Genomic DNA, 19,819 nt, shown 5'->3' with positions numbered 1-19,819 from the left:
AAAACCCAAACGGCTGCGCCCGAGCGCAGCCTTGCTCTCCTACCGGCGCGGACGATGCAGCAGCTTATACAGCGCCGGGATCACCAGCATCGACAGCAGCGGCGCGCTCACCATGCCGCCGATCATCGGCGCCGCAATACGGCTCATTACTTCAGAGCCGGTGCCGCTGCCCCACATTACCGGCAGCAGTCCGGCCATGATGGTCGCCACGGTCATCACCTTTGGCCGCACCCGCAGGACCGCGCCCTCGTGAATGGCGCTCAGCAGGCAGGCCTCATCCACCGCGCCCTGCTGCCGCCGCTTTTCAAGGGCGCTGTTAAGGTACAGCACCATGATGACCCCGAACTCAGCCGCCACCCCCGCAAGGGCGATAAAGCCTACGGCGCCGGCCACCGACAGGTTGTAGCCGAGAAGCCACAGCAGCCAGACGCCGCCAATCAGCGAAAACGGCAGCGTACCGACGATAAGCAGTACGTCAGCCGCCCGTCGGAAGGTGAGCCACAGCAGCATCACAATAATCATCAGGGTCACCGGCAGCACCAGTTTCAGCTTCGCGCTGGCGCGTTCGAGGTACTCAAACTGCCCCGACCACGACAGGGTCACGCCCTGCGGCAGCGCCACCTCTTTTGCCACCCGCTGCTGCATCTCGGTCACCGCCGACTGCAGGTCGCGATCGCGCAGGTCAACGTAGATCCAGTTCGACAGGCGGGCGTTCTCGCTCTTGAGCATCGGCGGCCCTTCGCTAATCCGCACCTCCGCCAGCTCGCCCAGCGTCACCTGCTCGCCGCCCGCCGTCAGCAGCGGCAGCGCGCGCAGCTTATCGACGCTGTCGCGCAGGTCGCGCGGATAGCGGACATTGATCGGAAAGCGCTCCCGCCCTTCAAGGGTCTGACCGACGTTTTCGCCGCCCACCAGCGTGCCCGCCAGCGACTGTAGCTCCTTCACGGAGACGCCGTAGCGCGCCGCCTGCCGGCGGTTAAGGGTGATATCCACGTAGCGGCCGCCGGAAAGACGTTCCGCCAGCGCCGAGGTCACGCCGGGCACCGTCTTAACGACCCGTTCGATCTGCATCGCCACCCGTTCGATATCGGCGAGGCTGTTGCCGTTAACTTTGATCCCCACCGGGCTCTTGATGCCGGTCGCCAGCATATCGAGCCGGTTGCGGATCGGCGGCACCCAGACGTTGGCAATGCCCGGCAGCTGGACGATTTTGTCCAGCTCCTCCACCAGCTTTTCCGGCGTCATGCCGGGCCGCCACTGCTCGCGCGGCTTAAAGCGAATGGTGGTCTCAAGCATGGTCAGCGGCGCGGAGTCGGTGGCGGTGTCCGCCCGGCCCGCTTTGCCAAAGACGCTTTCCACCTCCGGCACGCGCTTAATCAACCGGTCGGTCTGCTGCAGCAGGCGTCCGGCTTCGCGGGCGGAGATCCCCGGCAGCGTCGAGGGCATATAGAGCAGGTCGCCCTCGTCGAGGGGCGGCATAAACTCGCTGCCGAGGCGCTGCAGCGGCCACAGCGTGAGGGCCAGCAGCATCGCCGCCAGCAGCAGCGTGGTCTTCGGCCAGCGCAGAACCTTATCGAGCAGCGGTTCGTAGGCGCGCACCAGCCAACGGTTGAGCGGATTAGCGCTCTCATCCGGCACCCGGCCGCGGATAAAGTAGCCCATCAGCACCGGCACCAGAGTGATACCGAGCCCGGCCGCCATCGCCATAGACCAGGTTTTGGTAAACGCCAGCGGCGCGAACATCTTCCCCTCCTGCGCCTCCAGCGAAAAGACCGGAATAAACGACAGGGTGATAATCAGCAGACTGCAAAACAGCGCCGGCCCTACTTCGGTCGCCGCCTTCTGGGTGATATGCCAGTAATCCTCGCCGGAGGGCGCGCGCTGGGGGTTATCGTGCCGCCACTGCTCCAGCACCTTGTGCATGTTCTCAATCATCACGATCGCGGCATCGACCATCGCCCCGATGGCGATGGCGATGCCGCCGAGCGACATGATATTGGCGTTAATCCCCTGGTAGTGCATGACGATAAACGCCCCGAGAATGCCCAGCGGCAGGGAGATTATCGCCACCAGCGCCGAGCGGAAGTGGAACAGAAACAGGGTGCAGACCAGCGCCACGACGATAAACTCTTCAATAAGCTTGTGGGTCAGCGTGTCGATAGCGTGCTCTATCAGGCCGGAACGGTCGTAGACCGGCACAATCTCAACCCCCGCAGGCAGGGTTTTCTGCAATTGCGCGAGCCTTGCCTTCACCGCGCGCAGCGTCTCCAGCGCGTTTTTGCCGTAGCGCATGATGACGATGCCGCCGGTGACTTCGCCTTCGCCGTTGAGCTCCGCCACGCCGCGGCGAATTTCCGGTCCCAGCTGCACGCGGGCCACGTCAGAGAGCATCACCGGCACGCCGCCTCTGCTGGCAATCACCACCTTGCGGAAATCCTCCACGCCGTGCAGATAGCCGCGGGTGCGTACCATGTACTCCGCTTCGCCCATCTCGATCAGCGCCCCGCCGCTCTCCTGGTTGGCCGACTTGATGGCGTCCACCAGCTGCTGGTGCGTCACCCCCAGCGCGCGCATGCGCTCGGGATCGACCACCACCTGATACTGCCGCACCATGCCGCCGACGCTGGCCACTTCGGAAACGTTCGGCACCGTTTTCAGCTCATACTTCAGCGTCCAGTCCTGAATAGCGCGCAGATCCGCCAGGCTGTGGCGGCCGCTTTTATCCACCAGCGCATACTCATAGATCCAGCCGACGCCGGTGGCGTCCGGCCCCAGCTCCGCCTTAACGCCCTCCGGCAGCTGCGACTGGATTTGGCTCAGGTACTCCAGCACCCGCGAGCGGGCCCAGTAGAGGTCGGTTCCGTCTTCAAACAGCACGTAGACGTAGGCGTCGCCAAACATCGAAAAGCCGCGCACGGTTTTCGCTCCCGGCACCGACAGCATGGTGGTGGTCAGCGGCCAGGTGACCTGATCCTCGATGACCTGCGGCGATTTGCCCGGATAGCTGGCGCGAACGATCACCTGCACGTCGGAGAGATCCGGCAGCGCGTCCAGCGGCGCCCGCTGCAGCGCCCAGACGCCCCACAGCGCCATGCCGATAGCGGCAACGATAACCAGCAGGCGGTTGCGCAGCGCGGCGCGAATGACCCAGGCAATCATGGCTGCATCTCCCCGTGCTCGTGTTCCATCGACACAGGCAGCGCGCTGCGCAGGCTGGCCTCCGAGTCAATCAGGAACTGGCCGGAGGTGACGACCCTCTCGCCCTCCTGCAGGCCCCGGCGGATCTCCGTCCAGCCGTCGGCGCTGATGCCGGTCATGACGTTCACCGCCTCGAAGCGTCCGCCGTCGCGGGCGACAATGACCCGACTGCGTTCGCCGGTGGCGATCACCGCCTCTTCCGGTACCGCCAGCACCGCTGGCGCCCCCTGTGCCTGCTGCGCCGCGACGTGCATATACATGCCCGGCCTTAACTTGTGCTGCGGGTTGTCGAGCACAATCCGCGCCTTCAGGGTGCGGGTCGCCGCGTCCATCTGCGGCAGGATCTCGCTGACCCGGCCGCGGAATGTCTCTCCGGGCCAGCTATCGGTGGCGGCCTCTATCTCTGCTCCCGCCGCCAGCGCTCCCGCCTGGCTCTGGGGATAGTCCACCACCAGCCAGACCGGATCGAGGTTTGCCAGTTCAAACAGCGGCGCGGAGGCCGCCACCTGCACGCCTTCGCGGGTATCAAGTTTCGCGACATAGCCGTCGCGCGGTGCCCGCAGCGTGATGCGGGTCTGCGGGCTGCCGCTGCGTTCGAGCTGGCGCAGAGTGGCCTCCGGCATAAACTGCAGCGCCAGCCGGCCGCGCGCCGCGCGGGTCAGGGCCGGATCGCCAAGCTGGCGAACCGCAAGATACTCCTGCTGGGCCGAGGTCCACGCCGGGATCCACAGCTGCGCCAGCGGTTCCCCGGCGCGCACCTGCTGCTGCTCGGCGCGAACGAACAGCTTCTCCACTACCCCGGCGGCGGGGGCCGGGACGGTCGTCAGGCTGCGGTCATCCTGGGTAATGGTGCCCCAGGCGGCAATTTTCTGGCTCAGCGCGCGCCGCTGCGCGGTCTTCACCACCATGCCCAGGCTCTGCTGCTGGCTGGCGCTGATGGCAACGCCGGCGGCCTGCTGCGGCTGCTCGTCGGCGTAGCGCGGCACCAGCTGCATATCCATAAAGGGCGATTTCCCCGGCTTATCAAAGCGCTGGCCCGGCACCATCGGATCGTACCAGTAGAGCACTTTGCGTCCGGCGCTTTCGGCCTGCGGCGCATCGGCGTGATGCCGGGTGCCGGCGTAATAGCCCGCGGCGGCGGCCAGAACGGCTACCGCGACGGCGATCGGGATCGGGCGCTTCATAGCGTGGTCTCCTGAGGGATCAGATAGCGAATGGCCGCCCAGCTTTTGGCGACGGTCTTCTCCGCGTTGAGAGTGGCCAGAGTGGCGGTCAGCAGGTCGCGGCGGGCGGCGAGCAGCGCGCTCAGATCCGACTGTCCGCTGCGGTACTGGGCGTTGAGCAGGCTGACCCGCTGGCGCTGAAGAGGCAGTACCTCGTCCCGCTGGCGCAGCCAGATAGCCTGGGCCGCCTGATAGTCAGCAATCAGCGCGCTGAGCTGCGCCGCATGGGCGCGCTCGACCTGCGCCAGCTTATCGTTGGCCTGCAGGGTGCGTGAGACGTCGGCCGCGTGATCTTTATCCTGCCGCTTCGCCTGAAATAGCGGCAGATCGACGGTAAACATCACCCCCGCCATATCGTCATAGTCATCTCCCCGGCGAGCGTAGTAGAGCTCAACCTCGACGTCCGGAATGGCGGCGATAGCCGACTCCGCCGAACGCGACTTCGCCGCTCCGGCCTCCCTGACGGCGGCAACCACTTCCGGATGCTGCGCCACGCCCGCCAGCAGCGCGCTCTCATCGGCGGGCAGGCGCTGCCAGGACGGCAGCGGCCCGCTGACCGCGGTGACGTTTTTACCGGTGAGCTGAAGCAGCCTGGCCTGCGCCAGGCGCACGTCGCGCCCGGCAAGCGTCACGCTGTCGCGCATCCCCAGCAGGGTCATCTTCAGGGCCAGTACGCTGTCCGGCGAAGAGCTCCCGGCGCCAACGCTGGCGCGCTGGGCACTCTGCTGACGCTCGGTTTCCGCCACCAGCGCGCGGGCCGACGCCAGCGCCTGCTGCGACAGGGCGAGATCGAGCCACGCCTGGGCGGTGTCGCGCTGCAAATTTGCCAGCAGGGTTTGCGACTGCGCCTCGACGCTTCTGGACTGCGCGATCAGGGTCTGCGCCTTGCGGTCGCGCTTCTCGCCGCTGACATAGCGCTGCATGATGCCGACCCGCTGCATAGTCATGCCTTCCCGGGTGAATCGGCGGTCGTTGTTGCCCTGTACGGGGACGTTTTCGATGCCGAACTTGAGCTTCGGATCCGGCAGTTGGCGGGCGGAGTCGGCCATCGCATCGAGGGCGCTGGCTTCGTTGCGGCTGGCGGAAAGTTCGGCGGAGTAGCGACGGGCTGCGGTGAGCGCCTGCGTCAGCGTCCACGCCTCTGCCTGCGCAGAGACGTGAAAAAAGCCGAGCAGCGCCCCGCCGAGCCACAGGCTCAGGGTGCGTATTCTCATGATGTCCCCTGAATCAGCCGCGCGGGCGTATTGCCGTAATGACGTAGCGTCCGTCCACCAGGCTGACGTCGGCCTCAACGGCCTGGTCAACCTTCAGCGGCGGCGGCGTCAGACCGCTGGCCAGCGCAAACGGCATGGTCATCGCGGGCCACTGCAGTTCGGGAACGGCCTCATGGGCAAGGGTAACGGCGCCCGGCGCCGTGGCTTTCACCACGCCGTGGATGCGGTACACCGCGGCGGCGGGCTGCGGCTGTGCGGAGGCGGAAGTTTCCGCATGAGCGGACGTCAGGACAAAGGCAAACAGGGCACCGATCAGCGCCTGAACAAATTTGATGGACATGATATTCTCCGGATAGTTGTTAATTGTCAGATAATTAAGCAAACATCCGGAAAGCTATTCCCGAAACCGGCAAAAGCGGATCGTTGCCGGCGGCCCTGCGGCGGGAGGTTTAAGGCTACCGTCTACAGCCGAGCGGCTGCCGCACGGTATATCGATAACGGCGAGGGTCATAGAGAGCGGCAGCGCCACCAGCGGCGGATGCTCCACCTTCTGCTGTCCGCTGTCGGGAACGCAGTGCTTATCGCACAGCGCGCTTTTCATCATTTTACTGCCGGTCTGCCCATGATCCAGATGCTGTATCTGAACGCTTGCGCCGCTAAGATCGATCGGGCAGCGGTGCCCGGCCACGGCGAGTTGGCTTTGCAGTACTATCGCGCAGAGCATCACCAGCAGCATCGAAAGATGCCGCCGGAGAGCGTTCAGCCGGTATAACCACAGAGCGTTCATTAACACAACCTGTTCAGGACAGAGAGCTCCGAGTATACGCAGGGCTAATATTTTGGCGAAAGGTTTTTACCCGTTTTACAAATAATCAGAATTCCCGGGCTTATTTTCGATAATATTTATCTTACTGTTATCAATTAATCAGCAAATAGCACAAATATTTTACTCAAAAAAGCGGACACGCTGCGCCAGTTTCATGTTTTACTTATTGCGCCTTATGGAAAGAAATTACCCACAACATCATTCACGCTGCCCCGGAGCGGCAAAGTCTTGATTACCGTCAGAGAAAGATGGCTGCTTATTAGGCACATTCTTTAACCGATTATTAATACCTTTGGGATTTCAGGATTTCAGCATGTTAACGTTATTTGAGCTCCTTATCGGAGCCGCGGTCATTGTGGGCGTAGCCCGCTATATCATTAAAGGTTATTCCGCCACCGGCGTGCTGTTCGTCGGCGGCCTGCTGCTGCTGATAGCCAGCGCCCTGATGGGGCATAAAATACTGCCGTCCAGCGCGAGCTCCACCGGCTATTCGGCCACCGATATCGTTGAATATATCAAGATCCTGCTGATGAGCCGCGGCGGCGATCTCGGCATGATGATCATGATGCTCTGCGGTTTTGCCGCCTATATGACCCACATCGGCGCCAACGACATGGTGGTGAAGCTGGCCTCGAAGCCGCTGCGCTACATCAACTCCCCTTATCTGCTGATGATTGCCGCCTACTTTGTGGCCTGCCTGATGTCGCTGGCGGTCTCCTCGGCTACCGGCCTCGGGGTACTGCTGATGGCGACGCTGTTCCCGGTGATGGTCAACGTCGGCATCAGCCGCGGCGCGGCGGCGGCTATCTGCGCCTCGCCTGCGGCGATTATTCTCTCGCCCACCTCCGGCGACGTGGTGCTGGCCGCCCAGGCCGCCGAAATGCCGCTGATTGATTTTGCTTTCAAGACCACGCTGCCTATCTCCATCGCCGCCATTGTCGCAATGGCGATAGCGCACTTCTTCTGGCAGCGCTATCTCGATAACAAAGAGCAGGTCGCCCACGAGATGCTCGACGTCAGCGAAATCACCACCACCGCGCCGTCGTTTTACGCCATCCTGCCGTTCACGCCCATCCTGGGCGTACTGATTTTTGACGGCAAATGGGGCCCGGAACTGCACATCATTACCATTCTGGTCATCTGTATGCTGCTGGCGGCGGTGCTTGAATTTTTGCGCGGATTTAACACTCAGAACGTTTTCTCTGGCCTTGAAGTTGCGTACCGGGGCATGGCGGACGCCTTTGCCGGCGTGGTCATTTTGCTGGTCGCCGCCGGGGTCTTCGCCCAGGGCCTCAGCGCTATCGGCTTTATCAGCAGCCTGATCTCCATCGCCACCTCGTTCGGTTCCGCCAGCATTATCCTGATGCTGGTGCTGGTTATCCTCACCATGCTGGCGGCGATGACCACCGGCTCCGGCAATGCGCCGTTTTACGCCTTCGTCGAAATGATCCCGAAGCTGGCGCACTCCTCCGGCATTAATCCGGCTTATCTGTCGATTCCGATGCTGCAGGCCTCCAACCTCGGGCGCACTATTTCGCCGGTATCCGGCGTGGTGGTTGCCGTGGCGGGAATGGCAAAAATCTCCCCTTTTGAAGTGGTAAAGCGCACCTCGGTGCCGGTCGTCGTCGGCCTTATCGTGGTTATTGCGGCCACGGAAGTGCTGGTTCCTGCCCTGGCCGTGCACTAGTCACCTCATGCAACGAAAAGGCGCCAGAAGGCGCCTTTTTTATGCTTTAATATTTCAAGGAATGTCTCTCAGAACCAGGAAATCTCATGTTAAGGAAGAATATCGCGGCGGTTAGCATCGGCGCATCGCTGTTTATTGCCCATGTCGCTCAGGCTGATCCGCTGACGGCCACCCGCTACGGCGATTTTGATCGCTATGTGCTGGCGCTCTCCTGGCAGACCGGATTTTGCCAGAGCCAGTACGATCGCAATAACAAGCCGCCCGTTGAGTGCCGCCTCGATAAAGAGCCAAAGGATAAAACCAGCTACCTGACCGTCCACGGTCTGTGGCCGGGGCTGCCGAAATCCATCGCCGCGCGCGGCGTCGACGAGGGGCGCTGGATGCGCTTTGGCTGCGCCACGCGCCCTGTTCCCGATATGCCTGAAGTCAGGGCCAGCCGCAAATGCGACGCCGCCGAAACCGGCCTGTCGCTGGAGATGGCTAACCGGCTCAATAACGTGATGCCCGGCAGCGGCGGCAAGTCCTGTCTTGAGCGCTATGAGTACGCCAAGCACGGCGTCTGCTTCGGCTTCGATCCCGACGCCTACTTCGGCACGATGGTGCGCTTTAACGGCGAGGTGAAGCAGAGCGCTATTGGCCAGTTCCTGGCGAAGAACTACGGCAAGACCGTCAGCCGCGAGGATTTTGATGCCGCGATCGCCAGCGCCTACGGTAAAGAGAGCGTTAAGGCCTTTAAGCTTACCTGTAACGGCAACCCCGCCTACCTGACCGAAATGCAGATAGCGATCAGGGCCGCCGCCGTTAACCGCCCGCTGGCCGCCGACTCGCTGCTGCCGCAGCCGCATCCGGGCAACTGCGGTAACGCTTTTGTAGTCGATAAAGCGGGCTATTAGCGGGAAATTTTGCGAATGTGACGCGATGCACTGCAAAATAGCCTCACAGCGGCTACACTAGCCCTGTTGAAACCCTCGCCTTAAGACGGCGAGGTTTTTTTTTGCACCAGGCCAACTGGAAAGACATGGAGTGAACAATGACCAGACCTGCAATTATCATTAACGAACTGGACGCCGAGCGCATCGACAGGCTGCTGGAGCAGCCGCAGTGGGCCAGTCTGCCGGTTGCGGACGCGCTCAACGATGAGCTGGATCGCGCCGTGATGTGCGAGCCTGAGCAGATGCCGCACGACGTGGTGACCATGAACAGCCGGGTGCGCTTTCGCGATCTCAGTACGCACGAGGAGCGCACCCGCACGCTGGTCTTCCCCGCCGACATGAAAGACAGCGCCAGCCAGCTGTCGGTTCTCGCCCCGGTGGGCGCCGCCCTGCTCGGGCTGAAGGTCGGGGCGACGATCCGCTGGACGCTGCCCAACGGCACCGTCACGCACCTTGAAGTCCTCGAGCTGCTTTATCAGCCGGAAGCCGCCGGCGAATTCCACCGCTAAAATGCTCCCCAGAGGATGCCCGCCATCCTCTTAATGCCCGCCCTGCTGATATATTTGCGAGCTGAATGACATAAAAAATCGTGCAAATATGCTTATCTATCTGCAACGCTTACAAGGAGGAGTGCTATGTATAACACCATCATTATGCCGGTTGATGTTTTTGAAATGGCGCTGAGCGATAAGGCAATACGCCACGCAGAATTTCTGGCAGGAGAGACTGGCATTATTCACCTGCTGCACGTGGTGCCCGGTTCAGCCAGCATGACCATGACCCGCTTCGCCGCCGATCTCCGGCGCTTTGAGGAACATCTCTACAATGAATCGATGACGCGGCTGAAAACGATGGTCGATCATTTCAGCATCGACCCGTCCCGCATCAAGGTCCACGTGCGCGAAGGCAGCGTGCGCGACGTGGTTAACGAGCTGGCCGAAGAGCTGAAGGCTGACGTCGTGGTGATTGGCTCACGCAACCCGTCCATCTCAACCCACCTGCTGGGCTCCAACGCCTCCAGCGTGATCCGCCACGCGCACGTGCCGGTGCTGGTGGTCAGATAACGCCGCAAAAAAAGGGGCTACCTCGCGGTAGCCCCTGCACATTGCTGTGTAACGTCTTTTTAATTATGCGGTCTTCGTGCGGATCAGATAATCAAAGGAACTCAGAGACGCCTTCGCACCCTCGCCGGTAGCGATGATAATCTGCTTGTACGGCACGGTGGTGCAGTCGCCGGCGGCGAATACGCCCTTAACGCTGGTTTCGCACTTAGCGTCGATGATGATCTCGCCCATGCGGTTGCGCTCGATAGCGCCGTCCAGCCAGTTAGTGTTCGGCAGCAGGCCAATCTGGACGAAGATGCCGGACAGCGCAACGTGGTGCTCGTCACCGCTGACGCGGTCGCGGTAGTCGATGCCGGTCACTTTGCTGCCGTCGCCCTTCACTTCAGTGGTCTGAGCGTTAACAATGATATCGACATTTTTCAGGCTGCGAACTTTATCCTGCAGCACCTGGTCGGCCTTCATTTCAGGGGCAAACTCAAGCAGAGTCACGTGCTCAACGATCCCCGCCAGGTCAATGGCCGCCTCAACGCCGGAGTTCCCGCCGCCGATCACCGCCACGCGCTTGCCTTTAAACAGCGGGCCGTCGCAGTGCGGGCAGTAGGTCACGCCCTTGGTGCGGTACTGATCTTCGCCCGGCACGTTCATGTTACGCCACTTGGCGCCGGTAGCGATGATGATGCTGCGCGCTTTGAGCACCGCGCCGGAGGCGGTTTCAATCTGGTGCAAACCGCCTTCCTGAGCGGCAGGCGTCAGCCTGCTGGCGCTCTGGGAGTCAATCACGTCCACCTCGTAGTCGGAGACGTGCGCCTTCAGGGCGCCGGCCAGCTTCTGACCTTCCGTTTTCGGCACGGAGATGTAGTTTTCAATATCCACAGTGTCCAGCACCTGGCCGCCAAAGCGCTCGCCCATCAGACCAGTGCGGATGCCTTTACGGGCAGAGTAGACTGCAGCCGCCGCGCCTGCGGGGCCGGAGCCAACGATCAGCACGTCATAGGCGTCGCGCTTATTCAGCTCTTCCGCCGCGCGTTTTTCGGCGCCGGTATCCACTTTCGCGACGATTTCAGACAGGGTCATGCGGCCCTGGCCGAACTCCTGACCGTTGACGAACACCGCCGGAACGCCCATCACGTTGCGCTCGGTGATTTCGTTCTGGAAGGTGCCGCCGTCGATGGCGGTATGCTTGATGCGCGGGTTGAGGACCGCCATCAGGTTCAGCGCCTGCACCACGTCCGGACAGTTGTGGCAGGAGAGCGAGTAGTAGGTTTCAAATTCGAAGTCGCCGTCGAGATCGCGGATCTGCTCCAGCAGAGACTGGGCCTCTTTCGACGGATGACCGCCGGTCCACAGCAGCGCCAGCACCAGCGAGGTAAACTCGTGGCCGAGCGGCGAGCCGGCAAAGCGCGGCCCCTGCATGGAGCCCGGGTTAGTGATCAGGAAGGAGGGTTTGCGCACCGCAAGGGTGTTGTCTTCTTTAAAGCTCACCTTCGGCGACAGCTCGGCGATCTCCGTCAGCAGTTCTCTGATTTCAGCCGATTTCGCGCCGTCATCCAGGGTGGCAACCAGCTCAACGGGCTTGGTCAGTTTCTCAAGGTAGGCCTTGAGCTGGGTCTTCATGTTAGTGTCGAGCATTATTTATCTCCTGCTTAAAACGTCATCATGCAAGCAGCCTGAGTCAGGCAGCGCATGCGGCTTGCATCATAAAGTTAGGAAAAACGGGTGCGGCGCACCCGTTTGGGAAGGTAGAAACTTAGATCTTACCGACCAGATCAAGAGACGGCGCCAGAGTCGCTTCGCCTTCTTTCCACTTCGCCGGGCACACTTCACCCGGGTGAGAAGCAACGTACTGTGCGGCTTTGATTTTGCGCAGCAGGTCAGACGCGTCGCGGCCGATGCCTTCAGCGGTCACTTCGATAGCCTGGATGATACCCTGCGGATCGACTACGAAGGTTGCGCGGTCGGCCAGACCTTCGTCTTCACGCATGTTTTCGAAGTTACGGGTCAGGGCACCGGTCGGGTCGCCGATCATCGCATACTTGATTTTAGCGATGGTTTCAGAGCTGCCGTGCCATGCTTTATGGGTAAAGTGGGTGTCGGTAGAAACAGAGTAAACGTCTACGCCCAGCTTCTGCAGTTCATCGTAATGGTCAGCTACGTCACCCAGTTCGGTCGGGCAAACGAAAGTGAAGTCAGCCGGGTAGAAGAAGAACACGCTCCAGCGGCCTTCGGTGTCTTTCTCCGTTACTTCGATGAATTCGCCGTTTTTGAAGGCCTGGTTTTTGAAAGGTTTGATCTTGGTGTTAATTAAGGACATCTGTACTTCCTCCGTGTTTTCGTTGAGGTCTAAGGTAACTAACTTCGCCTGATTCGGCTAATGCGTTTCCATTATCAAATCAATAAGCGTTAGCTAACAACCCGACCGCAGCGACTCTGTGAACCTGATTGACAAACTGCCTGACGTAAAAAAGGCCGCCGGCTGCGGCGACCCGTTTGTCCGAAGCCCATCCGGGAGCCGGCGCCAGTCAGTCTGGCTGTGCGTTGCGCGCTGTATGACCGTAAAAGGCCATGACAGCAGAGGGGATTAGAACATCCGACCTCTATAAGGGCAATTGCACTCGCCGTGGGTCTTATCTATGGTTGTGATAGGTTCTGCCATTCATATAACAATATCCATAAAATTTACAAGGAATTACCATGTCCCGTTTTGCCCTTGCATGCTGTTTGCTGCCGGCCATCGCGCTGGCCGACGATCTTCCGGCCCCGGTAAAAGCGATTGAGAAACAGGGTATCACCATTATCAAATCATTCGACGCGCCGGGCGGAATGAAAGGCTATCTGGGCAAATATCAGGATATGGGCGTCACCATCTACCTGACGCCGGACGGCAAGCAGGCGATCTCCGGCTATATGTATGATGCGAAGGGCACTAACCTCAGCGAACAGATGATCCAGCAGGAACTGTACGGTCCCCAGGGCCGGGCGCTGTGGCAGCAGATGGAAAAATCGACCTGGCTTCTGGACGGTAAAAAAGAGGCGCCGAGGATAATCTACGTCTTTTCCGATCCCTTCTGCCCCTACTGTCGCCAGTTCTGGCAGATGGCCCGGCCGTGGGTTGAGTCCGGTAAGGTACAGCTGCGCACGCTGCTGGTGGGCGTTATCAGGCCCGAGAGCCCGGCCACCGCCGCTGCCATTCTCGCCAGCAGCGACCCCGCCAAAACCTGGCACGACTATGAGCAGTCGGGCGGTAAACTCAAGCTTACGGCCCCTGCGTCTGCGGCGCCGGCGCAGATGAAGGAGCTCAACGACAACGAAAAGCTGATGGACACCCTCGGCGCCAGCGCCACGCCCGCCATCTATTATCTCAACGACCAGCAGATGCTGCAGCAGGTCGCCGGCCTGCCGGATGCGGAGAACCTGCAGGCGATGATGGGCGACAAATAGCCGACTACAGCCTGCACAGACGCTCCGCCGCCGCCAGCAGGGTTGCCTCCTGCTTGGCGAAGCACAGCCGCACCAGCCGGTGCGGGAAGGGTCCGTCGCAGAACACCGACAGCGGGATCGCCGCCACGCCCACCTCGGTGGTCAGCCAGCGGCAGAAGCTGACGTCGTCGAGATCGGACACGGCGCTGTAGTCCACCAGCAGGAAGTAGGTGCCTTCGCAGGGCAGCACCTCCAGCCGGCTGCTGCTCAGCGCGTTGATAAACAGATCGCGGCGCGCGCGATAAAACGCCGGCAGGTCGCGATAGTGCTCCGGAGCGTGGCGCAGCATATCCGCCAGCGCCAGCTGGGCGGGCGTATTCACGGCGAAGGTCAGATACTGATGGATCTTACGCAGCTCGGCGCTGATGGCCGCGGGCGCCACCGCGTAGCCCACCTTCCAGCCGGTCATGTGATAGGTCTTACCAAACGAGGAGACCGCCACCGCGCGCTGCCGGAGCTGCGGATGGGCCAGCACGCTGGCGTGGCCGCCGTCGGCAAAGCAGATGTGTTCGTAGACCTCGTCGCTGATAACGTAGATTTCGCGGTCGGCGATCGCCTGCCACAGCGCCGCGAAATCCTCCTGCCGCCAGACGGTGGCCGACGGATTGTGCGGCGTATTGAGGATAACCAGCCGGGTGCGCTCGCTCAGCAGCCCGGCAAATGCCTGCCAGTCAACGCGGAACTGCGGCGGCTGCAGGGCAATGCGCTGCAGTATGCCGCCTGAGAGCTGTACCGCCGGGGCATAGCTGTCATAGCTCGGATCGAAGCAGATAACCTCATCCCCTTCCCGCACCAGGGCGGTAATGGCCGCGTAAAGCGCCTCGGTGGCGCCCGCCGTCACCGTCACATCGCTGGCGGCATCCGGCCTGTAGCCGTACAGCTCTGCCGTTTTATCGGCAATCGCCTCGCGCAGCGCCGGCACCCCGGTCATCGGCGCGTACTGGTTCGCGCCCTGGGCCACGTGGTGCGCCAGCCGCGCCTGCAGATAGTCCGGACCGTCAAAATCGGGAAAGCCCTGCGACAGGTTAATGGCCCCGTGCTCGGCGGCCAGGGCGCTCATCTGGGTAAAAATGGTGGTGCCCAGCGCGGGCAGTTTGCTCTGCGGTATCAGGGAGGGATTGCTCATCTTTTGTTAACCAGCCGTCATTGTGATGTTGAAGCCACTATAACACGATGTTAGTATTTGGCAATCAAGACGCTTAGACGTCTAAATGCAACAACAAGAGGACACGATGAGCGATCTCCCGCAGCTTCACGCCCTGGTCGACGCCTGCCGCTGGATTGGCGCCAGGGGCTGGGCGCCCGCCACCGGCGGCAATATGTCGGTGCGCGAAGACGCGCGCTGGTGCTGGCTGAGCGAATCCGGCAAGGATAAAGGCAGCCTCACCGCCGCCGACTTCCTGCAGGTAGATATCGCCAGCAACGCCGCGCCGTCCGGCCGCCTTCCCTCCGCTGAAACCGGTCTGCACACGCTGATTTACCGCCTCTACCCGCAGGCGGGTGCGGTCCTGCACGTACACACGGTCAACGCCACCGTGCTGTCGCGCATTGAGAAATCGCCCGCGCTGCGGCTGCGCGGCTACGAAATGCAGAAGTCGCTGCGCGGGCAGACCAGCCACCTGGAAAGCGTTACCGTTCCGCTGTTTGACAACGACCAGGATATCGACGCCCTCGCCCGCCGCATCGAACGCAGGGCCGCAGAAGCTCCGCTGGAGTACGGCTTTCTGCTGCGCGGCCACGGTCTTACCTGCTGGGGGCGCGACGTCGCCGAGGCCCGCCGCCACCTGGAAGGGCTGGAGTTTCTCTTTGAATGCGAGCTGCGCCTGCGCCAGCTGGAGGGAGTATGATCCGCGCTATCGTTACCGATATTGAAGGCACCACCAGCGATATTCGCTTCGTGCACAACGTCCTGTTCCCTTTCGCCCGCCGGCGCCTGGCGGCCTACGTTACGCAACATCAGGCCAGCGTCCCGGTCAGCGATATTCTGACCGCGCTGCGTCAGGAAATCGGCGAACCGCAGGCCAGCGTCGGGAAACTTATCGACGTCCTGCTCGGCTTTATCGACGAAGACCGCAAATCGACGGCGCTGAAGGCGCTGCAGGGCCTTATCTGGCGCGACGGCTACCTAGGCGGTGACTTCACCGGTCATCTTTATCCCGACGTTCTCCCTGCCCTGACGGCGTGGCAACAGCAGGGCATTGCGCTGTACGTCTACTCCTCCGGCTCCGTCGAGGCGCAGCAGCTGCTGTTCGGCTACAGCGACGAGGGCGACATCACGCCGCTATTTAGCGGCTACTTTGATACCCGCGTCGGCGCCAAGCGCGAAGTGTCCTCCTACCGCGAGATCGCCCGGCAGATAGCCCTGCCCGCGCAGCAGATCCTGTTTCTTTCCGATATTCACCAGGAGCTGGACGCCGCCCGCGAGGCCGGCTTTCAGACCCTGCAGCTGATCCGCGGCGACGCCGATCCCGCCAGCCGCCACCCGCAGGTGTCCGGCTTTGACCATATTCAACCGGAGCAGATGCCATGAGCGCCCTGACTATCTATGCAGATTCCCGCCCCGATACGCCCGTCTGGCACAGCACCCTCGGTGCCGAGATCCAGCAGCGCCTGAACGCGAAAGGCGTACGCTTCGATCGCTGGCAGGCGGATCGCGACCTCGGCGACGCCCCCACCGCCGAAACCGTCATCGCCGCCTACCAGCACGCCATCGACCGGCTGGTGGCGGAAAACGGCTACCAGAGCTGGGACGTCATCAGCCTGCGCGCCGACAACCCGCAGAAAGATGCTCTGCGGGAAAAGTTTCTCAACGAACACACCCACGGCGAGGACGAAGTGCGCTTCTTCGTCGAAGGCGCGGGGCTGTTCTGCCTGCACATCGGCGATGAGGTCTACCAGGTACTGTGCGAGAAAAACGATCTGATCTCGGTCCCCGCCGGCACGCCGCACTGGTTCGATATGGGCTCGGAGCCGAACTTTACCGCGATCCGCATCTTCGATAATCCCGAAGGCTGGGTGGCGAAGTTTACCGGCAGTGAGATTGCGGCAGGGTTTCCGCGGCTGGCGTGAAGCTATCGGGATTTAAGACAGCGCCTGCGGCAATTCACGCCCGCAAGCGTTGCCGAGACGGAGGAGAGTATTCGGCCCCGACGACTCAGCAAACTAACCGGTACGGCAGATCGCATTCGCGCGGATTTTCCAGATAGCCGTTATTTTGCAGAACAGACGTCACCGTCTGTTCGCTGACGCCAAAATAGTCTGACGCATCTTCAATAGCATTCTCTGAAAGGTCCCCGGCCAAAAAGCCGGTCAGGCTTTCGACCGGGCACAGAAATTCGGCGGCAAAGGCGCGCTGGCGCTTTTGCCGTGCGGTGGTTAACTCAGATGACACCAGCCAGCCGGGCGATTCACTGCTGCCCATACAGTAGCCGCCGAGAAAGCGCGCAAACTCAAAGCGCCTTGCGTCGGGGTGACGCTTGCGGGGGAGATACTCGAATGCGCCATTGCCGGCGGGTCTGGCAACGGAGACAGCGCAACGGCGGTTGACGTCGTAGCCGTTTACCGCGCCTGACGTTAAGCCTAATAACGTATAGAGGTCACCGTCCGCAACGGGCTTTTCAATATTCCCCATTTGCCTGCGCAGTGCTTTCGCCGCCTTCACTCCCTGATGCCAGGGCGCCAGTTGCGGGCAGCAAGGCCCGATGCCGAAAGGCTCTATTTCCGGTTTTCCTTCAATGCCTTTGAGGTCAATTAAGTTATCGATAGCAGTTAATACATGCGCTTCATCTTTACGGCCTAATACGGGCGCCAGCTCATCCATCGCCGCATTTCCGGTTACCTGCCCGAAATGCATGATGCGCTGAAGCAGGTCGTCAGGGCAGGATTCGGCATCGTAACCCAGGCGTGCCTCCAGCTTCCTCATGTTTGCCGTTTCCGCATCCGCGCGCTCGTCCTGCAGCAGCGTCCAGAGCGCGGAAAGGTCGGTCGAACGGTGTCCCATCGCTGTCTGCCGCTCGATGACTGCGGAGATAAATGTATCCAGCTCGCGAGAGAAGTCGGCAAGCGCCACGGATTTGGCGCCGCGTAAAGCTGCCAGATAGCTGACGGACTGATTTTCCTGGACGAGGGCTTCAGCCCAGATGTTCATCGCTTCGCCATCCGGTGAGAACAGCAGCGCAGGCCACACGTATCCGTGATTTGCGGCCCCCAGCTCATGGGCCATCCGCCAGTCATGAGAGGGTTTGATCCCCGGTTTGCTCAGCGGCTCGTAATGAAGCCGCCACCACGAATTGACCAGCCAGGCCGCCAGCGGATAAGCGGAGACAAGAACCGACTCGCACACCTTCTTCGACCAGATATCAAAATGCGTGGTCAGATTGGTGCCCGCAACATTGACAGTGAGGTATCCCGAGGTATCGCGTAAAAGAGCGTCTTTTTCATCCGTCGTGAGCCAGTCGATAGAGAGTTGTAAATCAGTCATTTTTTCTTCTCTTCCAGCGAGCGAGAACCTCTGCCGCCATAGGATCATTACCGGGCAATGGATAGCCATGATAACTGCCCGTCTGCGGATTCTCCAACTGTGATTCGAGCACCAGATTGCAGCCTGTTACCGCCCAGACATTTTTAGGCCAGCCTTTTTCGAATCTATCGCTGACGCAATCTGAACGTATACCTTCTTTGAGCAGCGCCAGCGCATCCCGGCGCCTGAAAATGCCTGCAACATCACAGAGCGCTTTACCAGGACGAGGCGCCATCGGCGGCGTCAGCCCAAAATCACCGGGGTTTTTCTTATGTTCAGGGTTGCCTCCGTAGCGCACTTTTTCAATAAGCTCTGGTAGCTGTCGTTTTTCATCACTATCAAGGTGGATAAGTCTGCGTTTGAGGTTAAAACTATTATTGCGTCTGGTTTTCATTCCCTTGCCTCCGTCAGGACTGCATCCTGCAGTGTTGCAATGGCATCAGCCCTTCAAATCCATCGGGCTTGAGAGCCATAATTAATCGCCCTCAAGTGTAATTCCCGCCACCGTCACTGACTACATTACAAGCAATTTTGTCCGAATTCTGACGCTCAGCGTCCGCGAGTCACGCCGCCGCAAAAGCTCCCGCCCTCACCGCCTCCGGCCCCACGATGCCGCTGTCCAGTACCCAGCCGGTGATGAGTTCCGCAGGGGTAACGTCAAACGCCGGGTTATAGACCCGCGCATCCTGCGGCGCCCACCGCACGCTGCCGAAGCTGCCCGCCGCGCCGGTAACCTCCGCCGCCGCGCGCTGCTCAATGGGAATAGCCGCGCCGTTCGGGCAGTGCGGATCGAGGGTGGTCCGCGGGGCGGCGACATAGAAAGGAATATTGTGGAATTTCGCCAGCACCGCCAGCGAGTAGGTGCCGATTTTATTCGCCACGTCGCCGTTGGCGGCGATGCGGTCGGCGCCAACCCACACCGCGTCGACCTGGCCCTGCGCCATCAGGCCGGCCGCCATCGAGTCGGTAATGAGCTGATAGGGCACGCCCAGCTCACCCAGCTCCCACGCGGTGAGGCGCCCGCCCTGCAGCAGCGGGCGCGTCTCATCGACCCAGACGTTGGCGACGTTGCCCTGGCGATGGGCGCGATTAATCACCCCCAGCGCCGTGCCGACGCCCGCCGTGGCCAGACCACCGGTATTACAGTGGGTCAGCAGACGGCTGCCGGGCGCCACCAGCGCGCTGCCCGCCTCGGCGATACGCTCGCAGAGGTGCTTATCTTCGTCCACCAGCCGCTGCGCTTCGGCCACCAGCGCCGGAGCGAACGCCTCCTGCTGCAGAGCCAGCCGCATACGATCGAGGTTGTTCATCAGATTGACCGCCGTCGGCCGGGAGGCGCGCAGCGTCTCCAGCGCCGCCAGCAGTTCATCGCGGCTCAGCCCGCGCTCGGCCAGCAGCCCGAGCAGCAGGCTGGCGGAGAGGCCGATCAGCGGCGCGCCGCGCACCCGCAGGGTCAGAATATGGTCAACCAGCGACGGCACGCTGTTGGCCTCAAGCCACTTCACTTCCTGCGGCAGCGCCTGCTGATCCAGAATAAACAGCTGGTTATCGCGCACCCGCAGGCTGGTCGTCTGTAATGTCTGCATGTCGTTAAATCCGTGTTGCGTTGTTGTAGGGCATTGTGTCAGGATGAAGTCCGGATGTATAGACGTCTGAACGGCTTTATTTCAATACGTTGA

At 61.4% G+C, this 19,819-nt stretch carries 19 protein-coding genes; 8 read left to right on the top strand and 11 right to left on the bottom strand.

Annotation, left to right across the window (positions count from 1 at the left end; translation table 11 throughout):
• Positions 1-39 precede the first annotated feature (39 nt).
• From ENGE1_RS12895 to ENGE1_RS12875, 5 genes are read right to left on the bottom strand one after another with little or no spacing between them, the layout of a single operon-like run.
• A complete protein-coding gene (locus ENGE1_RS12895; RefSeq protein ID WP_048253015.1) occupies positions 40-3,159 on the bottom strand; it encodes an efflux RND transporter permease subunit in 3,120 nt (1,039 codons plus the stop codon).
• Positions 3,156-4,382, bottom strand: a complete 1,227-nt coding sequence (locus ENGE1_RS12890) for an efflux RND transporter periplasmic adaptor subunit (RefSeq protein ID WP_048253014.1) — start codon at positions 4,380-4,382, stop codon at positions 3,156-3,158. The genes ENGE1_RS12895 and ENGE1_RS12890 overlap by 4 nt, the downstream gene beginning before the upstream one ends.
• Positions 4,379-5,635 carry a TolC family protein gene (locus ENGE1_RS12885; protein ID WP_048272997.1) on the bottom strand — a complete coding sequence of 419 codons (1,257 nt, stop codon included), beginning with the start codon at positions 5,633-5,635 and terminating at the stop codon, positions 4,379-4,381. The genes ENGE1_RS12890 and ENGE1_RS12885 overlap by 4 nt, the downstream gene beginning before the upstream one ends.
• A gap of 13 nt (positions 5,636-5,648) precedes the next feature.
• Entirely contained in the window at positions 5,649-5,975 is a 327-nt protein-coding gene (locus ENGE1_RS12880; protein WP_052097962.1) for a copper-binding protein, read from the bottom strand.
• A gap of 54 nt (positions 5,976-6,029) precedes the next feature.
• Positions 6,030-6,422 carry a hypothetical protein gene (locus ENGE1_RS12875; protein ID WP_043085288.1) on the bottom strand — a complete coding sequence of 131 codons (393 nt, stop codon included), beginning with the start codon at positions 6,420-6,422 and terminating at the stop codon, positions 6,030-6,032.
• A 352-nt stretch (positions 6,423-6,774) separates the two neighbouring features.
• Here ENGE1_RS12875 and dcuC point away from each other — a divergent pair, with 352 nt between their 5' ends.
• From dcuC to uspG, 4 genes are all read left to right on the top strand, one after another.
• The gene (dcuC, locus tag ENGE1_RS12870; RefSeq protein ID WP_043085289.1) at positions 6,775-8,148 is read left to right on the top strand and encodes an anaerobic C4-dicarboxylate transporter DcuC; all 1,374 of its coding nucleotides are present in this window, start codon (positions 6,775-6,777) and stop codon (positions 8,146-8,148) included.
• A gap of 86 nt (positions 8,149-8,234) precedes the next feature.
• On the top strand, positions 8,235-9,041 hold the full coding sequence (rna, locus tag ENGE1_RS12865) for a ribonuclease I (protein ID WP_045288706.1): 807 nt from the start codon (positions 8,235-8,237) through the stop codon (positions 9,039-9,041).
• Between the two features lie 137 nt (positions 9,042-9,178).
• Positions 9,179-9,589, top strand: coding sequence for a nucleoside diphosphate kinase regulator (gene rnk, locus ENGE1_RS12860; protein WP_045288707.1), 411 nt, complete (start codon positions 9,179-9,181; stop codon positions 9,587-9,589).
• A 126-nt stretch (positions 9,590-9,715) separates the two neighbouring features.
• A complete protein-coding gene (gene uspG, locus ENGE1_RS12855; protein WP_043085293.1) occupies positions 9,716-10,144 on the top strand; it encodes a universal stress protein UspG in 429 nt (142 codons plus the stop codon).
• A gap of 63 nt (positions 10,145-10,207) precedes the next feature.
• Here the strand turns inward: uspG and ahpF are convergent, their stop codons facing one another.
• Both ahpF and ahpC read right to left on the bottom strand, forming a co-directional pair.
• On the bottom strand, positions 10,208-11,773 hold the full coding sequence (ahpF, locus tag ENGE1_RS12850; RefSeq protein WP_043085294.1) for an alkyl hydroperoxide reductase subunit F: 1,566 nt from the start codon (positions 11,771-11,773) through the stop codon (positions 10,208-10,210).
• A gap of 118 nt (positions 11,774-11,891) precedes the next feature.
• Positions 11,892-12,455: an alkyl hydroperoxide reductase subunit C gene (gene ahpC, locus ENGE1_RS12845; protein ID WP_043085295.1), complete on the bottom strand. Its 564-nt coding sequence runs from the start codon at positions 12,453-12,455 to the stop codon at positions 11,892-11,894.
• 380 nt (positions 12,456-12,835) lie between these two features.
• On the opposite strand from ahpC, the gene dsbG reads away from it, so the two are divergent.
• Positions 12,836-13,582 (top strand): thiol:disulfide interchange protein DsbG, encoded by a 747-nt coding sequence (dsbG, locus tag ENGE1_RS12840; protein ID WP_048253013.1) that lies wholly within the window; start codon positions 12,836-12,838, stop codon positions 13,580-13,582.
• A 4-nt stretch (positions 13,583-13,586) separates the two neighbouring features.
• Here dsbG and ENGE1_RS12835 read toward each other — a convergent pair whose 3' ends face one another.
• Complete coding sequence (locus tag ENGE1_RS12835) at positions 13,587-14,732, bottom strand: pyridoxal phosphate-dependent aminotransferase (protein ID WP_172626172.1); 1,146 nt, start codon at positions 14,730-14,732, stop codon at positions 13,587-13,589.
• A gap of 121 nt (positions 14,733-14,853) precedes the next feature.
• On the opposite strand from ENGE1_RS12835, the gene ENGE1_RS12830 reads away from it, so the two are divergent.
• From ENGE1_RS12830 to ENGE1_RS12820, 3 genes are read left to right on the top strand one after another with little or no spacing between them, the layout of a single operon-like run.
• A complete protein-coding gene (locus ENGE1_RS12830) occupies positions 14,854-15,468 on the top strand; it encodes a methylthioribulose 1-phosphate dehydratase (protein WP_043085299.1) in 615 nt (204 codons plus the stop codon).
• The gene (gene mtnC, locus ENGE1_RS12825; protein ID WP_048253012.1) at positions 15,465-16,151 is read left to right on the top strand and encodes an acireductone synthase; all 687 of its coding nucleotides are present in this window, start codon (positions 15,465-15,467) and stop codon (positions 16,149-16,151) included. The genes ENGE1_RS12830 and mtnC overlap by 4 nt, the downstream gene beginning before the upstream one ends.
• Entirely contained in the window at positions 16,148-16,690 is a 543-nt protein-coding gene (locus ENGE1_RS12820; RefSeq protein WP_048253011.1) for a 1,2-dihydroxy-3-keto-5-methylthiopentene dioxygenase, read from the top strand. Before mtnC ends, ENGE1_RS12820 begins: the two co-directional genes overlap by 4 nt.
• An 85-nt stretch (positions 16,691-16,775) precedes the next feature.
• Here the strand turns inward: ENGE1_RS12820 and ENGE1_RS12815 are convergent, their stop codons facing one another.
• From ENGE1_RS12815 to mtnA, 3 genes are all read right to left on the bottom strand, one after another.
• On the bottom strand, positions 16,776-18,101 hold the full coding sequence (locus tag ENGE1_RS12815; protein WP_048253010.1) for an ImmA/IrrE family metallo-endopeptidase: 1,326 nt from the start codon (positions 18,099-18,101) through the stop codon (positions 16,776-16,778).
• Positions 18,094-18,534 (bottom strand): hypothetical protein, encoded by a 441-nt coding sequence (locus ENGE1_RS26950; RefSeq protein ID WP_071199816.1) that lies wholly within the window; start codon positions 18,532-18,534, stop codon positions 18,094-18,096. Before ENGE1_RS26950 ends, ENGE1_RS12815 begins: the two co-directional genes overlap by 8 nt.
• Positions 18,535-18,703: 169 nt before the next feature.
• Entirely contained in the window at positions 18,704-19,726 is a 1,023-nt protein-coding gene (mtnA, locus tag ENGE1_RS12810; protein WP_048272996.1) for an S-methyl-5-thioribose-1-phosphate isomerase, read from the bottom strand.
• Between the last annotated feature and the right edge of the window lie 93 nt (positions 19,727-19,819).

The organism is Pluralibacter gergoviae ATCC 33028 = NBRC 105706, assembly GCF_001598855.1.
Classification (GTDB): Bacteria; Pseudomonadota; Gammaproteobacteria; order Enterobacterales; family Enterobacteriaceae; genus Pluralibacter; species Pluralibacter gergoviae.
The sequence above is the reverse complement of the archived record's forward strand: the minus strand, read 5'-3'. Positions and strand labels throughout refer to the sequence as shown.

Coding starts and splice junctions, on each gene's coding strand:
- dcuC (WP_043085289.1), top strand. CDS start 6,775: ATGTTAACGTTATTTGAGCTCCTTATCGGAGCCGCGGTCATTGTGGGC.
- ENGE1_RS12820 (WP_048253011.1), top strand. CDS start 16,148: ATGAGCGCCCTGACTATCTATGCAGATTCCCGCCCCGATACGCCCGTC.
- ENGE1_RS12895 (WP_048253015.1), bottom strand. CDS start 3,159: ATGATTGCCTGGGTCATTCGCGCCGCGCTGCGCAACCGCCTGCTGGTT.
- mtnA (WP_048272996.1), bottom strand. CDS start 19,726: ATGCAGACATTACAGACGACCAGCCTGCGGGTGCGCGATAACCAGCTG.
- ENGE1_RS12815 (WP_048253010.1), bottom strand. CDS start 18,101: ATGACTGATTTACAACTCTCTATCGACTGGCTCACGACGGATGAAAAA.
- ENGE1_RS12890 (WP_048253014.1), bottom strand. CDS start 4,382: ATGAAGCGCCCGATCCCGATCGCCGTCGCGGTAGCCGTTCTGGCCGCC.
- ENGE1_RS12880 (WP_052097962.1), bottom strand. CDS start 5,975: ATGTCCATCAAATTTGTTCAGGCGCTGATCGGTGCCCTGTTTGCCTTT.
- dsbG (WP_048253013.1), top strand. CDS start 12,836: ATGTCCCGTTTTGCCCTTGCATGCTGTTTGCTGCCGGCCATCGCGCTG.
- ahpF (WP_043085294.1), bottom strand. CDS start 11,773: ATGCTCGACACTAACATGAAGACCCAGCTCAAGGCCTACCTTGAGAAA.
- uspG (WP_043085293.1), top strand. CDS start 9,716: ATGTATAACACCATCATTATGCCGGTTGATGTTTTTGAAATGGCGCTG.
- ENGE1_RS12885 (WP_048272997.1), bottom strand. CDS start 5,635: ATGAGAATACGCACCCTGAGCCTGTGGCTCGGCGGGGCGCTGCTCGGC.
- ENGE1_RS26950 (WP_071199816.1), bottom strand. CDS start 18,534: ATGAAAACCAGACGCAATAATAGTTTTAACCTCAAACGCAGACTTATC.
- ENGE1_RS12830 (WP_043085299.1), top strand. CDS start 14,854: ATGAGCGATCTCCCGCAGCTTCACGCCCTGGTCGACGCCTGCCGCTGG.
- ahpC (WP_043085295.1), bottom strand. CDS start 12,455: ATGTCCTTAATTAACACCAAGATCAAACCTTTCAAAAACCAGGCCTTC.
- rnk (WP_045288707.1), top strand. CDS start 9,179: ATGACCAGACCTGCAATTATCATTAACGAACTGGACGCCGAGCGCATC.
- rna (WP_045288706.1), top strand. CDS start 8,235: ATGTTAAGGAAGAATATCGCGGCGGTTAGCATCGGCGCATCGCTGTTT.
- ENGE1_RS12875 (WP_043085288.1), bottom strand. CDS start 6,422: ATGAACGCTCTGTGGTTATACCGGCTGAACGCTCTCCGGCGGCATCTT.
- mtnC (WP_048253012.1), top strand. CDS start 15,465: ATGATCCGCGCTATCGTTACCGATATTGAAGGCACCACCAGCGATATT.